This is a genomic window from Sphingomonas sp. Leaf33, from assembly GCF_001421785.1.
In the GTDB taxonomy this organism is placed as follows: domain Bacteria; phylum Pseudomonadota; class Alphaproteobacteria; order Sphingomonadales; family Sphingomonadaceae; genus Sphingomonas.
This window is the reverse complement of sequence record NZ_LMLB01000001.1, coordinates 2,280,431-2,295,172: the sequence shown is the minus strand read 5'-3', so window position 1 is coordinate 2,295,172 and position 14,742 is coordinate 2,280,431. Positions and strand designations below refer to the sequence as shown.

The 14,742-nt window shown below is 68.3% G+C and carries 21 protein-coding genes; all 21 read right to left on the bottom strand.

The features are described from left to right. Position 1: 1 nt before the first annotated feature. A complete protein-coding gene (locus tag ASE86_RS11295) occupies positions 2-214 on the bottom strand; it encodes a hypothetical protein (protein WP_056426049.1) in 213 nt (70 codons plus the stop codon). After that, entirely contained in the window at positions 166-2,331 is a 2,166-nt protein-coding gene (locus tag ASE86_RS11290) for a hypothetical protein (RefSeq protein ID WP_056426047.1), read from the bottom strand. The genes ASE86_RS11295 and ASE86_RS11290 overlap by 49 nt, the downstream gene beginning before the upstream one ends. Before the next feature lie 4 nt (positions 2,332-2,335). Next, entirely contained in the window at positions 2,336-2,521 is a 186-nt protein-coding gene (locus ASE86_RS11285; protein ID WP_056426044.1) for a hypothetical protein, read from the bottom strand. 16 nt (positions 2,522-2,537) lie between these two features. Beyond that, positions 2,538-2,951 (bottom strand): GPW/gp25 family protein, encoded by a 414-nt coding sequence (locus ASE86_RS11280; RefSeq protein WP_200911508.1) that lies wholly within the window; start codon positions 2,949-2,951, stop codon positions 2,538-2,540. Next, positions 2,948-3,355, bottom strand: a complete 408-nt coding sequence (locus ASE86_RS11275; RefSeq protein WP_056426041.1) for a PAAR domain-containing protein — start codon at positions 3,353-3,355, stop codon at positions 2,948-2,950. Before ASE86_RS11275 ends, ASE86_RS11280 begins: the two co-directional genes overlap by 4 nt. An 11-nt stretch (positions 3,356-3,366) precedes the next feature. Continuing rightward, positions 3,367-3,966 carry a phage baseplate assembly protein V gene (locus ASE86_RS11270; protein WP_056426038.1) on the bottom strand — a complete coding sequence of 200 codons (600 nt, stop codon included), beginning with the start codon at positions 3,964-3,966 and terminating at the stop codon, positions 3,367-3,369. Next, entirely contained in the window at positions 3,963-5,006 is a 1,044-nt protein-coding gene (locus ASE86_RS11265) for a phage late control D family protein (RefSeq protein WP_200911507.1), read from the bottom strand. The genes ASE86_RS11270 and ASE86_RS11265 overlap by 4 nt, the downstream gene beginning before the upstream one ends. Further along, positions 4,999-5,649, bottom strand: coding sequence for a hypothetical protein (locus ASE86_RS11260; protein WP_056426032.1), 651 nt, complete (start codon positions 5,647-5,649; stop codon positions 4,999-5,001). The genes ASE86_RS11265 and ASE86_RS11260 overlap by 8 nt, the downstream gene beginning before the upstream one ends. Next, entirely contained in the window at positions 5,649-6,818 is a 1,170-nt protein-coding gene (locus ASE86_RS11255; protein ID WP_056426029.1) for a hypothetical protein, read from the bottom strand. The genes ASE86_RS11260 and ASE86_RS11255 overlap by 1 nt, the downstream gene beginning before the upstream one ends. A gap of 23 nt (positions 6,819-6,841) precedes the next feature. Then, positions 6,842-7,354 (bottom strand): phage tail protein, encoded by a 513-nt coding sequence (locus ASE86_RS11250; RefSeq protein WP_056426026.1) that lies wholly within the window; start codon positions 7,352-7,354, stop codon positions 6,842-6,844. Position 7,355: 1 nt separating this feature from the next. Further along, complete coding sequence (locus tag ASE86_RS11245) at positions 7,356-7,541, bottom strand: DUF6760 family protein (protein WP_056426024.1); 186 nt, start codon at positions 7,539-7,541, stop codon at positions 7,356-7,358. Further along, positions 7,538-7,870: a hypothetical protein gene (locus tag ASE86_RS11240; protein ID WP_056426019.1), complete on the bottom strand. Its 333-nt coding sequence runs from the start codon at positions 7,868-7,870 to the stop codon at positions 7,538-7,540. Before ASE86_RS11240 ends, ASE86_RS11245 begins: the two co-directional genes overlap by 4 nt. Before the next feature lie 7 nt (positions 7,871-7,877). Next, positions 7,878-8,324 carry a phage tail protein gene (locus tag ASE86_RS11235; protein WP_056426015.1) on the bottom strand — a complete coding sequence of 149 codons (447 nt, stop codon included), beginning with the start codon at positions 8,322-8,324 and terminating at the stop codon, positions 7,878-7,880. Positions 8,325-8,348: 24 nt separating this feature from the next. Continuing rightward, positions 8,349-9,974: a phage tail sheath family protein gene (locus tag ASE86_RS11230; protein ID WP_056426012.1), complete on the bottom strand. Its 1,626-nt coding sequence runs from the start codon at positions 9,972-9,974 to the stop codon at positions 8,349-8,351. 15 nt (positions 9,975-9,989) lie between these two features. Beyond that, positions 9,990-10,559, bottom strand: a complete 570-nt coding sequence (locus ASE86_RS11225; protein WP_056426009.1) for a hypothetical protein — start codon at positions 10,557-10,559, stop codon at positions 9,990-9,992. After that, on the bottom strand, positions 10,549-11,181 hold the full coding sequence (locus ASE86_RS11220; protein ID WP_056426008.1) for a DUF4255 domain-containing protein: 633 nt from the start codon (positions 11,179-11,181) through the stop codon (positions 10,549-10,551). Before ASE86_RS11220 ends, ASE86_RS11225 begins: the two co-directional genes overlap by 11 nt. A gap of 3 nt (positions 11,182-11,184) precedes the next feature. After that, the gene (locus ASE86_RS11215) at positions 11,185-11,982 is read right to left on the bottom strand and encodes a hypothetical protein (protein WP_056426005.1); all 798 of its coding nucleotides are present in this window, start codon (positions 11,980-11,982) and stop codon (positions 11,185-11,187) included. Further along, positions 11,972-12,685 (bottom strand): hypothetical protein, encoded by a 714-nt coding sequence (locus ASE86_RS11210; protein WP_056426002.1) that lies wholly within the window; start codon positions 12,683-12,685, stop codon positions 11,972-11,974. Before ASE86_RS11210 ends, ASE86_RS11215 begins: the two co-directional genes overlap by 11 nt. A 108-nt stretch (positions 12,686-12,793) precedes the next feature. Next, the gene (locus tag ASE86_RS11205; RefSeq protein WP_156347101.1) at positions 12,794-13,261 is read right to left on the bottom strand and encodes a hypothetical protein; all 468 of its coding nucleotides are present in this window, start codon (positions 13,259-13,261) and stop codon (positions 12,794-12,796) included. Between the two features lie 378 nt (positions 13,262-13,639). Then, positions 13,640-13,780 (bottom strand): entericidin A/B family lipoprotein, encoded by a 141-nt coding sequence (locus ASE86_RS15715; RefSeq protein WP_082441796.1) that lies wholly within the window; start codon positions 13,778-13,780, stop codon positions 13,640-13,642. 67 nt (positions 13,781-13,847) lie between these two features. Further along, positions 13,848-14,726 carry a hypothetical protein gene (locus ASE86_RS11200; RefSeq protein WP_056425996.1) on the bottom strand — a complete coding sequence of 293 codons (879 nt, stop codon included), beginning with the start codon at positions 14,724-14,726 and terminating at the stop codon, positions 13,848-13,850. Positions 14,727-14,742 lie beyond the last annotated feature (16 nt).

Below are 14,742 nucleotides of genomic sequence, written 5' to 3'. Positions count from 1 at the left end.
TTCACTCCGCCTCCGTCAAAAGGAAATCGCGCGCCGAGAAGACCTTTCCCAGCTTGTCATATTCCCGCGCGATCGCGTCGAAGACGCGCGCCATCGTGACCGGCTCGCCGGCTGCCGATGCTTCGACCGCGGCCGTGATCGCGGCCTCGCGGATATGCCCGCCGGTCAGCGCGGCGCGTTCGGCGAGCAGATGATAGTCGATGTCGTCCGCCATCGGCGTCGGCGGCGGAAAGGCCGCGCGCCAGAGCGTCGTCCGTTCGTCCAGCCCCGGAAACGGAAAGTCGATGATAAAGCGGAACCGGCGGATGAACGCCGGGTCGATCGAGGCGAGCAGGTTGGTCGAGAGGACGACGACGCCGGGGTAGGTTTCGATCCGCTGGAGTAGATAGCCGGTCTGGAGATTGGCGTGGCGATCGTTCGCCCCCTGGACGTCGGTGCGGCGGCCGAGAACAGCGACGTGGGCACGATCCCCTGGGGGACGACAAGGCGGACGATCCCCGATCGCGACAGTGCGTGCGTGCCGTCATCGACCACCAGGGGTTCCCAGCCATCGCCGTCCAAGGCGTGCCAGCACGGCGCCGTCGTCGTATCCGCTGCCGGATCGTCGATCAGATGGACCAGCAGGGTCAGCGCCTTGCCCGCAGCGTGGGCGACGAATCCCTTCGGCTCGAAACCGAGATACAGCGCGGTCGCCTGGTTCTCGACCGGCCGGTACGGACGGAACAGGAAGCGGGTCAGCGACAGCGCGTTGTAGGTCCAGTATCGCTGCGGCGTCGCCGTCCGGCGATAGCCGATGCGCACGCCCCGGACGAACGGCGGCGTTTGGCTGCCGGCATCGAACCGGACGCCGAAGCCGATTCGGGCGGTCTGCGTCAGATAGGTCGTCAGCTTGCGTTTTTCGTCATCGGTCAGGATGTCTGACGGCACCCGGGCGATCGTCGCATCGACCGGGTCGGTCGTGTAGCCGCCGGGCGTGCCATAGCCGCCTGCGGTCAATACCGCGCGAATCCAGCGGCCGGTGATGCCGGCGACCGCGGTGAGTGGGATTGTCGGGCAGACGAACGCGATCTCGGCTGGCACCACACGCGTATCGCCTTGCAGGGCATCCGTCGTGTCGGCGAACTGATGCAGGCTGACATCGACCGATGTCGCGTTGAACGCCGCCCAGCCTTTCCCGTCCCAATACTGCCACTCGATGCTTGCGTCGCGACGCGCGCTCGGCGGTTGCAGATCGAACGACAGCACAATCTGCGCGCCCGCCTTGGCCAGGACATCGTCGGCGCGTAGGTAGAAGGCATCGTTGACCGCCGGCGTCCGGCCGAATGGATAGCCGCCGTTGCCGATGGTCCAGGGCGCGGTTCCGGTCACCGCCTGCTGAACCGGTGCGGCATCGCCGCTTGCGACGCAAGTCAGCCCGGTGATGACCGGCACCTGCCGCTTCAGCGCGCCGACGATGCGGATGGCGGGCGCGGGCTTCACGACCAGCCAGCCGAGCTTCGCATCGTCGGCGAGCGCGTCTGGCGCGACCGAAGGGCCATTATCGGCCCTGTCCAGGGCCTGCTGGAGATCGCCAACCGTCATCGGCTTGGCGGCCGGCATGTCGATCAGCTCGATCGAAAGCGACAGACCGTCCGCCGAGACGCTGGTCCGCGCCCGCAGCGGCGTCAGGTCGCCGTCGAACCATTGGTCGAAATAGGCCGGATGCAGGTTACGTCCGGTCAGCGTCAGGGTCAGCCGGCGCGTCGCGCTGTCGGGCGTGAACAGCGCAGGATCGCCGATCAGGAACCAGTGGCCGATCTGGCGGACGGCGGGATCGCTTAGGGTTCCGCCGAATGCGCAGACGGGATCGTCGCTGCCCAGCCGAGGAAGCACGTCGATCATCTGGTCCTGCGCCGGGATCAGCGTCACCGCAGCGGCGAGCGTGGCGGGGAGGACGAGCAGGTCGTCGGTGGTCTCGAACCGCACGGCTTGCGTCGGCGCGTCGAGCACGGCGGTGCGCGCAGGCACAGCCCGTGGCGGTCGGTCGTCGCGCAGACGGAACACGAGAGGTGCCCGCGCGGCGACCGGCGGCCGCAGCATGAGCCCCAGGAAGCTGTAAAAGGCCAGACGCCGCTGGTCGGGAATCCGGTTCTCGACGTCGCCCAGATATCTGCCGAGCAGCGCGAACAGGTTGAGCATCGCCAGTCCGGGATCGGCATCGACCGCGAGTTGGTCGATCGGCGTCGGCCAGCCCGCGCTCCAGTCGGGACAATAGACGCGGGCCAGCGCCAGCGCCTGGCCGAGGAAATCCTCAGTGGTGCGCGCATCCAGAACGGGAGCGGCGGCGGCCATCGGGTCAGTCCGCGCCGGCCTTGGCGATCAGTTCCTCTAGCACCTGGATCGCACCGGCGATGCGGAGGAGCGTTTGCGACAGCTGCTCGCGCCGCTCGTCCAATTGGCGCAACTGGTCTTCACCGGCCGCTTTCTCGCGGCGCAGGTCGTCGGCTCGGTCGCGCAGTTTCTGGATCATCGGATCGGTCATTGTTCGAGTGGTCCTGTCAGGTGAGGTAGAAGGGGTAGACGACGTTGTCGGGCTGGTTACGCGCCAGCACGGTAAAGCCGACCGTGAGCCGCAGGCAGGCGGGGATGACGGGGTCCATCACCGCCGAGACGCTGGTGGTCTGGATGCGTGGCTCCCGCCGGTCGAGCGCCTGTCGGGCATGGAGTTCGGCCAGGCTGCACGTCGCGGCATTGCCCGCGCCGAACACCAGTTCGTTGATGCGGCAGCCGAAGTCCGGGAGCATCACGCGCTCGCCGGGATGTGTCCGAAGGATGATCTCGATCGCCTGGCGGATGTCGGCGGCGTCGGATGCCAGCAGCACTCTGCCGCCGCGCGCCTTTACCGGAAACGCCCAGCCCCGGCCTAGGAAGTCGCTGCTGCCTGGCGCGGCGATCAGGCGGACCGGCATCATCCGATCAGCACGCTGGTGGGGGTCTGCACGACGACCATCGGCAGCGGCGCCTGCGGCCCGCCCGGCGGCACGTCGTGGCACGTCTCGCACGGGTCGCCCGCACGCGCGGCGGCGCGGCCGGCGAAGCGGACGGTCGCGCTGCCCATGACGATGCTGCCCTGGTTGGTCGGCGGCACCGAAAAGCTGCCGTCGATCGGGATATGCGGCGGCACGTTCGTCGCGCCGGAGCCTACCACTGCGGCGAATTGCCCGTCGATGCGGACGCTGGGGCAGACACCTTGGACGATCGGTCCCTGGAACGGCAGCGGCTCAGTAACCGGCGCGCCGCTTTCGGCATTGATGACGATGTGCAGGTCGCCCGGATTGACGATCAGGTCGTTCATCTTGGCGGCGGGCTGTCCCATTCCGGCCGCGCTCAGTTCAGGTCGATCATGGCGGCGGACAGTTTCAGGCTGCTCCCGCCGGCGAGCGTTCCACCCTCGGCCGACAGCGTCAGCTTGGCGGTTTCGGCGGTCTGCTTGACGGCCACGGTCCCGCCGGACAGCGTCAGGGTGCCGGTCGCGCGGATCGTCAGGTCGCCGGCGCTCTCGAGCGTCACCAGATCCTTGCTGCTGTCGATCGTGACCCGATTGCCGCGTTCGTCGGACAGGGTGACGACGGCGCTGTCGGAATCGTCCAGCCTCAGCAGCTTGCCCTGCCTGGTGCGGATCACGCGCACCGCCGCCTGCTTGTCCTTCGCGACCGGGGGCGCGATCCCGCCGTTCCACAGGAACCCCAGCACGCAGGGCTGGTCGGCGTTGGCCGAGATAAACCCGACGACCGCCAGGTCGCCCGTCATCGGCAGGAAGAAGCTGCCGTAGCCATTGCCGGCATAGCTGCTCGCAAGGGGGATCCAGTCTGATTCGATGCCGCCTTCGCCGAAGAAGCTGACCTTGACCCAGCCGCGGCCATCGGGATCGACCGCGTCGACCACGGTCGCCAGCGCCAGTCCGGCCGCGCGGCCATGATCGGTCATATGCCGCTCCGCCGCACGGTCAGGTCCGCCTGGTAGCCGGTGTCGACGTCATAGCTGTGGGTCGCGGCGGTGATGTAGTAGATGCCGTCGAACCGCCCGCTCAGCCCGGCCAGCGACACGTTCGCGCCGGCGATCAGCAGCGGGTCGCCCGCCAGGCTGATCGTGCCGGAAATGAAATCCTCCAGTGCGGTCTGGTAGCGCGCGTCGGCGATCGCCTGCAGCGCCTCGACGTTCGTTACGTCCTGGCGGACCATCTCGACGCCGGAATCGGGAAACTGGTCGGCGACGTCGAACCCGACCATCGTGCCGCCCATGCGATCGCGCGGGGTGGCGCCGGTGGAACGCGCCTCGATCGGTTCGTTGGTTTCGGGATCGAACCCGCGCACCACCACGCTGTCGCCCGCGATCGGTACGCGCAGGTCCAAGTCGACGCGCGTCATCTCGCGCGGATAGCGCAGCGCCCTGACCGGCGCGGCACCTTCGCCCGACGCCCGGAATACCAAGGTGGTGCCGTCGACCAGCAGCTCGAAATCGATCGCCTCGGCGCGGCGGCGCAGGAAGTCGTAGTCGGATTCGTGCTGCTGCTTCACATAGGCGTTGATCGTCGGCGCCTCGCCCTCGACGCGGATCGCGACACCGGCGCCGCGCGCGACATCCTCCGCGATGGCGTCGTCGGCCAGATTCTCGAACACGCGGACCTTTTCGCCGAAGCGCAGGCGGTACATCTGGTCGAAGCCGCGAATTGTCGCTTCCGACAGGTCGCCCAGCCGCGGCTCGATCGCGGTCACGCGGCCGACGACGATCCTCGTCAGCCGTTGCCGCCCGATGAAGATCGCGACCTCGTCCCCGGGCGCGAAGGCGTCGAGCGCCGCCCCTTGCGCGGCCTCCGTCATGCCGGCCAGTGCGATCGTCAGGCTGAAGGCGGCGGGGACGTTGATCTCTTGTTCGATCCGTACTGCCCGGATCGACCCCAGCAGCGCCTCGTCAAGCCTGGTGCCGTTGCGCAGGACACCGATCGCCTCGGTCATCGGCTCAGCCACCGATCGTCCTCCGGTCGCGCGCGGCGGGGCCGTGCGGATCGACGATGACCAGGGTCCGCCCGATGTCGGATGGGGTCGGAAAGGCTATGGGATCGTAGATGTCGTTGGCGGCGGCGATCTGGCGCCAGTCGCCGGGATCGCCCAGCACCGCCGCCGCGATCAGATCAAGCCGGTCGCCCTGCGTGACGGTCCAGAGCGTGCGGCAGTTGTAATACCCCCGCGCTTCCATCTCCTGCTGTTCGGTCAGTACCGCCCTGAACGTCACCGTGACTTCGGCGCGGATGGGGACGCCCGACGGCAGGAACAGCGTCATCCTCCGTTCCAGCTTGGTGATGATGCCGGTGAACAGCGCGCCCGCCCAGGTGAAGACGAGGACCGGCGGCTCGCGACGCACACCGGTGCCGGTCGATGGCGTCGTCAGCCCAAGCAGCCGGTCGGTCACGTGGCGGATGTCGGTGCCCGCGTCCGAACTGTCGAAGAACAGCGCGACGGTCAGGTCGTCGTCGCTGATCCGCTGGAACTGAATATGCGCGCCATCGCCCTGGACGTGCACCGTCCGCCCGAACGACAGCTCGGTCGGATTGTACATGACCGGGATGACCTCCTGCGTCTCCAGCACGACGATCTTCGCCTTCTCCAGCATCACCGCCCCCGCCGATAGCGGTCGAGATCGGCCTGGCGCGCGACCGCACGGCAGACGTGGTCGGTGACGCTGCGCAGCAGCGGCGGCGCGAGTGCGGTCGCCTCAATATGCGTGCTTGCCAGCGTCTCGCGGATGACGCGTTCCATGACATGCGCGCTGGGCGCCGGGGGGATCGGCGGCGGGGGCGGCGAGGCTGGGACGGGCGGCGTTGCTGCTTGCCTGCGCACGATCATCGTTGCGGTAAGGGAAGGCGACTGGCGCAGCGAGCCCGAGCCCGGGGGCGCCATGGCAGGCGCAGCCGCGGGCAAAGGCTGGGCGATGCCAGGCATGGCTGGCTGGTAACGGCGGGCAGGTTTCGCCGGTCGGACACCCGCTTCGACAGACTGGCCGGCCCGTTCGGCTGACCGAGGGGAAGCGGGCAAGCCCGGCTGCGGTCTTGCTGCGTGCACGACGCGCGCGGCCGGCACGGGCGCCCTCGACGCCTGCGCTTCGGTCCTTTCGCCGATGGTCGTCCGCCGGCGCAGTGACGGGCGGGACGCGCCGCCGGTCAGCGCAGAGCGACGGACGGGCGTGGCGATGCCCTTGACCGTCTGCCTGTGCGACGCTGCCGACACCGGATTACGCGACGACGGCCGATGCAGTTCGACTGCTGTGGCGACCAGCGTATCTCGAGTGCGGGGTGGGGGAGGTGTCGCGACGTTCCGCGCGATGCGGTGCGTTGGCGTGGGTTTGTGAAACGGCGGCTCGCGGCCCTTCACGCGCGTCGCCGTAGCGTTGCTGGCGATGCCTGGGTTGTTCCGATCGATCCGAACGACGGTCATCCGGTCGACACGACCACGGTCCGCCCCCGCCAGAGCGATCGATCGCGTGATACGATCGATGGTGCGCCTGTCGATCGTTCGGAAACCGGGCGGGCGCCGGTCATCGAGCGGACGTGCCGTGCGGCCCTTCGCACGACGCGCATCTGCGCGGACGGTCGTCGCGTCGGCCGCGATCGTGACGAGCGACAGCCGGATCGACACAGCGATCGTCTCGTGTCGCACGATCGGTGCGGGTGACGGCGGCCGCGAGCGCCGACGCAGAACCAGACGGTTGCCGAAGCGCTGTGCAGGGCCGGCAAGGCCGTGGTCGCGCGATCGCCGGGCCAGTGCCGCCTGCGCCGCGCGCAACCGTATGGACTGCCGCGCAAACCTCACGGCAGCAGCGTCGCGGCAGCGACCGCCAGCGCCATCGGCGGGCGCGCGATGCCTTCGTGGGTCAGGGTGAAGCGCTGGCTGGCGAACAGGGTCTGGCTGGCATCGAAGCTGGGGCCCTGCCATTCGACCGGCCAGGCGTTCTGGATGTTCCACCACGTCACCGGCACACCGCGCGCGTCAAGCAGGTAGACCGAGGCGTTGCGCCGCTGCACCTTGCCGTCCAGCGTCGCCTGGAACCACAGCCACATCGGATCGACCGCAGTCAGCCCGGCCTCGAACACCAGGTCGCCGTGGGTGACCGGCCCGGTCAGCTTGTACTCGCGGTCGTTGACGCCGCCTTCGCGCACCGTGTGCACCTCGACCTTCGATGTCAGGCCGCTGATCGTCGTGAAGCCGCCGACGACCATGCCGGCGGTCTCGAACAGGAAATTGTAGCCGGCGAACGGGTCGCGCCGCAGACCGGTCGCGCGCTGTGCCGTGGCGAGGGCGAGGTTTACCGGCAGCGCCATGTCAGCCGCCCAGGACCGTCGTCTGGTCGTCGGTGTTCATCCGTGCGTTGATCCGGCTGATCTCGTCGCACCACCGCCGCCGCTCGCCATGCTCCAGCGCCAGCAGAGTCTCGTACGACCAGTGGAAATGATACGCGATGAACGCGATCTCCTCATAGAGGTGGTCCGGGGCGGCGCGCGGCGTCACTTTCCAAGCGCTGCCCCGAGATCGCCGCCGGCCTGCTCGATCCCGTTGACGCGGTTGTAGAGGTCCTGAAGGTACGCGAAGTCGCGCGCGAACAGATCCTCGATCACCTTGGTGTTGACCATCTCGAGCGTACCCAGCCGGGTGACGACCCGCGACAGCACGATGATCGTCAGATAGGCGGGGTTGGCCTGGACGCGGTGATCGCGCAGCGGCAGGATTTCGTCACCGGCCGTCGCCAGCCGCATGACGCCGTCGCGGTGCAGCGTCCCGTCGCCATCGTGATAGCCGATCGGCAGCGTGAATTCGACTTCGGTTGAAAGGATTGTCATGGCAGCCTTACCGGACACGTTTCATATAATCGAGCGACAGCGTCAGCGTTTCGACCAGAACGGCTTCCGACGTCGCATCGAACGAACCCAGCTGGTACGTGATCGGCCACGCGTTGATAACGTCCCAGCGTGCCTTGTCGGCGCCCAGCTGGTCGATCACGATCAGCGAGATGTTCTTCTTGGCACCCGGCGCCGTCGCCCCGCGATCGACGACCAGCTGGAACCAGTCGGCCAGTTCGGTGCCGTCGGTCACGCCCTTGATCAGTGACAGGTTCTGATAGCTGGTCAGGCCGGAGACCTGCCGGACATACGGCGGATCGGTGCCTTCGCGGTAGCCGACCGTGCCGACGGTTGGTGCGGGCAACGTCACCTGCTGGAACGCGGCGATCTGAATGCCGGAAATCTCCACCCGGAAGTACAGGTTGAGATAGGGATGGGTTAGGTTCGTCGCCATTGCGAAGGGACTCCCGGACGGCCGTTACGAGCCGGTGACGGGCGCGGCCGTCTTCTGCGTGATGCGGATGACGACGAACTCGGCCGGATAAACCGGCGCCAGGCCGATATCGATGTAGAGGATCCCTTGCGCGCGCGTCTCCGGCGGGTTGTTGCTGGCGTCGCAGGTGACGAAATAGGCCTCTGCCGTCGTCGCGCCGAACAGGCCGCCTTGCAGCCACAGGCCGTAGAGGAACGCCGAAACATCGCGTGAGATTGCGGCCCACAGTCGCTGGTCGTTGGGTTCGAACACGACCCATTGCAGGCTGTTGCGCAGGCTCTGCTCGACGAAGATGAACAGCCGCCGCACGCTGATGTAGGTCCATGACGTATCCTGCGACAGCGTGCGCGCGCCCCAGATCGCATTGCCGTAGTTGATGAAGGTGCGCACCGCGTTGATGCCGTGCGGGTTCAGCTGATCCTGGTCGCTGTCGGTCACCGCCGTGTCGAGCGCGGTGACGGTCTGGAGCAGGCCGTCGTTGACGCCGGCGGGCGACTTGAAGACGCCGACGCGGGTGTCGGTTTCGGCGTAGCGCCCGAGAGCGGGGCCGGACGGCGGGATGGGGATGTTGAGGCCGTTCAGCGACCAGAAGATGTACACCCACGGATAGTAGATCGCGGCAAAGCTGGAATTGATCGCGGTCGTGCCGGGCAACGTGCCCGAAGTGAAACCCTGGATCTGCTGGACCGACAGGCCGAGCGGCGGATCGACGACGTAGAACAGGTTCGCCATCGCTTCGCAGCGCAGCATGATCTGGTTGATCACTGCGGTCTGCTTTCCAAGATCGACCTTGCCGGCCTGATCGGTGATCATGACCGTGTCGGGGACGGCAAGCAGGCTGATGCCCTGCACGGACGACAGCGACGACACGGCATCGGGCAGGTCGTAGGCCGCGGTGGCGCCGCCGGTGAACGGCGCCGGCACGACCGCATTGGGCGGCCGAGCGACCTTGGCCTTGCCGCCGCCGAGCGGAGTGGTGACGCGGACGAAGACCGATCCGGCGTTGACGCGCGTAGCGAATTCGCCGCTGTTCAGCGTCGCCTCGGTCACGCCGCCGAACGCCTCCAGCACATAATAGGTCTTTGCGCCCATTACGATCGTGGGCAGGCTGTTGTGCCGGACGAAGGCGGTCAGCAGCTGGCTGGCGAGGTCGGGGCGGGCGGGGCCGTCGATCACCGCGGCATCGGCGACGATGCGCACGGTGAAGACCGGGGTGACCGGCGCCGGCGGGACAGCGCCGGGATCGCCCACCGAATTGGATACGACGACCATCAGCGCCGCGCCCCAGATGCCGGGGCTGCTCGCAGTGAGCTTCAGCCCGCCGACGGTCGCGGTTGCGGCGGTGGCCGACGCGTCCTGCGTTCGGATGACGTAGCAGGCGGCCCCGCCCTCGGCGAAGAATTCATAGACCGCCCAGGCGGTCATCGCGCCCCATGTCGGGTTGCCGAACTGGCGAGTGAACGCGCTCCAGCTGGTCACCAGCGTCGGTTGGCCCACCGGTCCCATCTCGGTGAAGCCGATGAAGGCCGCGACCGAGGTCGAGGCGCCCTGGATGCTGCGTGCCGCCGGGATTTCCTGCACATAGATGCCGGGGTGCTGATATTGTGGCACGTCGATGTTCCCCCCTCAGGCCATGTCGAGATCGACGAAGACGCAGTCCCCCGCGGACAGCGTCACGTCGCGGCGGCCAGTGTGACCGTCCGGGGCCGTGAAGGCGAGCGCGACCGTCACCGCCGCCGGGATGCGGCTGCCGAGCGACAGGGCGTAGCGGCCGTCATACGTGCCCCCGGTCCAAGTCCGGGTCTGCCGCGAAACGCGGGTATTGCGGCGGCCGAGCCAGCTCGCCGCGACTGCGACACCCGCGAGGCCGGCGGCGCCGTCGCTAACCCGCCCGCGAATGATCCCGTCCGCCGGCGGGAAGGGATAGAGCGGGCCCGGATCGAGTGGGCAGGGGACGATCGCGTCGGCCAGCGGTCCGGTCACCGGCGCGGTCACGGCGACGTCCAGCGGAAAGAAGCCGGCGGCCTCCACGCGCAGGCGATGCTTGCCCGGCGCGATGCCGGTGAAGGCGTAGAAGCCATCGGGCTTGACCAGCGGGCGCACCGGCGCGCCGTCCAAGCGGAACCGCGCATCGGCGCCCACAGCGGGCGCGCCGCGATAGGTGTCGATCAGCTGGACGACCGCGCTAAGCTGCATCGCGCATCTGCCGCTGTTGCAGGATCGCCTGGACGACCATGTCGATCGATCGATCGTGATCGGCCGGAATGACGACCGGAGAGACGGTGTAGGCCAGCGTCAGCTTGTACGGCCGGCCGGGAAAGATCGCCCACAGGTTGCGCTGCGCATCGATCGACAGCGGCGTCGGGCGGATGCCGATCTCGTCATTGCCGGCGTCGATCAGGTCTGCGGGCAGAATCGGGGCGGCGAGCGCGCGGACGACGTGGAACAGGCGCACCAGCCGGTCGGCGATCACCAGTTCCAGCTCGGTCGATCGCGCGAAGGGCACGAGCATGTAGCCAAGGCTGACGCTTGCCGGGGCCATGACCGTCCGCAGGCCGGCGGGATGGCCATCGGCACCGGGCGCGAGTGTCAGCGTCGCCGGCTGGTTCCGCTGCGGGCCGTCGATGCCGATGTGGTAGAGGAACAGCGACAGCCGCGACCGCCCCTGCCCGTCCAGATCGGCAGGCGAGTCGAACGACACCGCATCGTCGGCCGCCAGTTCGGGAACGGCGGCGCGGATCAGCGCGGCGATCGTCTCGCTCACCCGGCGCAGGACATGGCCGCTGTCGGACCCGGCGATGGGAGGGGCCGTCGCCATCGGCTACAGCGCGAACAGCGTGAAGGTCTGGCTGACGAACTGTGGCTGGCGGTTGCCGACCTGCGCGTAGATATCGACGCCCGCGCTGCTGTCCGCGCGCAGATGGATGAGCTCCAGCGACGCGGGGATCCACGAAACATAGGCGAGGACGGTGACGTCGCGCCGCTCGGTGTCGTTGCTTCCTTGTGTGACCAGCTTCAGGCGATGCGGGGTGCACGAAAAGAGCGACAGCGGCAGGCCCGCGCCGGTGCTGGTCACCTCCATGCCCTGGGTGTCGGCGAAGGTCGGCCCGAGCGTCCAGGCGACTTCGCCATTGCGCGCGGCCAGGTCGATGTCGATGACGGCGCCGGGTCGAACGCCGCGCATCGTCAGCATGACGCGCGACGACCGCTCGGCGATCGGCTCCAGCGCGGCGCTGATCCGACCGTCGCGCCATTCGACCGGGCTCTGGTCGCCGAAACGGACGCGGACGCTGGCGCCGTCGTTCAGCGTGCAATAGCCCATGAAGGCATCGGTCAGGTCGTGCCGGCGCAGGAACAGGCCGATCGTGAAGCTGGTCCGCGGGGCCGCATCGATCGCGGTGCGGATCATCAGCGAGCGGTCGGTGAACGCCCATTCCTGAATGCAGGACTCGTTGGTCGCCAGCCCGTCGGGAACGACGTTGTAGGATGCGCCGAGCCCAGCGCCGGACCGGCGCCCGAGCGACCACGCGAGGCCGGGCGACGTGATGTCGATACTCAGACTGGCATCGGGCGCCACGCCGATGAAGTCGAGCACGACCGGGATCAGGTCATCGTCCATCGCCCGCCCCCATCTGCGGCAACGCGACCGCGAACGAACTCACGCCCACGACAGAGGTACGATCGATCCCGGTCTGGATGGTCAGGACGGTGCCGGGCGGCAGATCGACCCGGCCGCGGACCAGGGTGTCGCTGGTGCGCACGAACAACTGGCACCGCAGCTCCTGGCAGGCGCGATAGCTTTGCAGGTAGATGTCGCGGGCGTTGACCAGGAACGTGCGCATGTAGATCGCCGGATCGCGCAGCGAGGACAGGCTGAAGCCGATCAGGCCCCGGCTGTGTCCCTCGCTCCAGATCGCCGGCGGATCGTCGCGCAGCGAAATGACGACCTTGGCATCCGCACGCAGAGACTGGATGGTCAGCGTGACCGGAAACTCGACCGGATGCGGATCGTCGGCCTGTACCGTCGGTATGCTGGCCGGCGCAGGGCGGAGAGTCTCGCCGAACGGATCGGCGGGCGGGCGCTCGCCGTCGCGCGGATCGGTCGCCAGGGCGCCGCCCGGCGGCAGATGCGATTCGACGAGCAGGCTGGCAAACGGGTCCGCGATCGGCGGCGATGACGGCGTCGCGTGCTCGTCCGCAGCGCCCTGCGGGGTCGCCGGCGAGATGGTCTGCGTCGTGCGCGGGCGCATCCCGCGGGCACGCGGCGGCGCCGCATTGCCTACCGGATCGGCTGCCGCCGACCCGCTCCGTCGATTCGTCATCGATATCGTCCCTGTCGCCGGAGCCGGCCGCAATGGGGCGCGGCGGACTCGATAAGATGCCATCCCGCGGCCGCCGATGAGCCGCGGGATGGGCGTAGTGCGACAGGATCAGTCGTTCGTGCCGGGCCAGTCGAAGACTGTCGGGTTGGGCCCAAGCGTCGCAGGCTCCTGCATGGACAGCGCGGCCTGAACCTGGCTGTTCTCATCCGACGTCAGCGAAAGCGAGAATTCGGTGATCGACGGGTCCGCGGCCAGGAAAGCCGACACGCGGAACTGCGTCGACGAACCCGAGTCACTCGGCGCGAGCATGAAGGTGATCTTTTCGGCGGTGATCGCGAATGACGAGACCGGCACCGATCCGCCGCCCGTCGACGACAGTTGGATGCCCGACGATGTGGCGAAGTCCTGTCCCGTGCTCCAGGCGACGTTCTTTCCGCCGCGCTCGCCGAGATTGATGGTGATCCGGTCGCCGGACTGGGCGTTGTTCGAAACCACCAGCAAGGTGATCCCTTGATAGATCGCGGCGGGTGCGGGTGCCGTAGCCATAGTCACAGATCCTTTCTCGTCATGCGCCAAAGAAGCCAGTCTTCCGCGGCGTCGCCCCCGCCGATGGGCGCGGATGTGTCTGCGAAAGCTGGTGCGAGCGTACAGCGCGACCGCCGGGAGGGAATGGACGAATGGACCAATCCCGATCGATCCGACACCGACGACAACGTCTAGATCGGGTCCGGGGTAGTCGGGGTGGCGGCGGCCGACGGGGCGCGTCCAGCATAAGGGCTGACCATGGGTCGGATGACCGCAGAAAAGCCGCGGTCGGCAGGGGAATAGCACGGTGCCATTTGGCCCGCCGCCGATATCACCATTATCGATCAACTATCGATCACCTCGCCCGTGAGGGGCGGAGCCGCCCGGTCGCGGTCATGGGGCGTGACCGGAACCGGGCGGCAGTCGGGATTACTTCTTGCCTTCGCCCGATGCGCCGGAGACGGCTTCACCGGCGGACTTCAGGTCCTTGCCGGCACCGTTCACGGTGTTGCAGGCGCTCAGGCCGAACAGGATGGCGAGGCTGGTCGCTGCGATGATCTTGCGGTTCATGTCATGCTCCTAAGAGGTGATGGGGGACAGGTGCGGCGGGCCCGATACGCCGGCCCGCCGCGGACACTCAGCGGTGGCGACGGCGCGCGGCGGTCGTTGCACCGAAGGCGGCAGCCGCGGCACCGGCGAGCAGCGCCAGCACCAGGATGAACGACGTGCTGGCAGCGGCACCGGCAACGGCGTCAGTCGCCTTCTTGGCACCTTCGACCGTGTCGTTCTTGGTCTGGACGAACGCGGTCTTGGCCCGGGCGACCTGCGCCTGTGCTTCGGGTCGGCTGATCTTGCGCTGCGCGGCGACGATATCGACGATGCGGCTCTCGGCGCGCTGGCCGTCCGCACCGCCGCGAGCGAGCGCGGGCAACTGACGGGCGATTTCGGCCTGGGCCTGCTCCGCCGTCATCTGCGCCGGATCGGTCGGGGCATCCGACAGATATTTGGCGGCTTCCTGGCGCACGTCACTGGCATCGACGCCGGCCACCTGCGCGACCTGCGGAGCAGCGGCACCGACCGTCGAGCCGGCGGCGGTCGCAACAGTCCCGACCGTGCGGAACGCGCCGCCGATGATGCCGCCGACCGCCGACGTCAGCAGGTACAGCGTCAGTATCAGCGTGACGCCCCAGACGACCAGGCCGTGGAGCAGCGCGTCGAACTTCTCCGTCGCGCCCGATGCGCGCGCCGCGGTATATCCGCCCGCACCCAGCGCGACGACCGTGGTCACCAGCCAGTAGAGACCGGCGCCGATACCGAAGCCGGTCGCGCCCGGCGTCGTGCCTTCGGTCGGATCGACCATCGACAGGCCGATACCGGTGCCGAGGATGCCCAGGATCAGCTGAACCGCGACGGCGATCACCACGCCGGCGAAGATGCCGCCCCAGGACACGCTTCGCACCGTGCCGGTCACGACGGCCTCATGCAGCGCAGGGCCGCTTCCCGAATGTGTAGCCACTTGAATACTCCAGAAA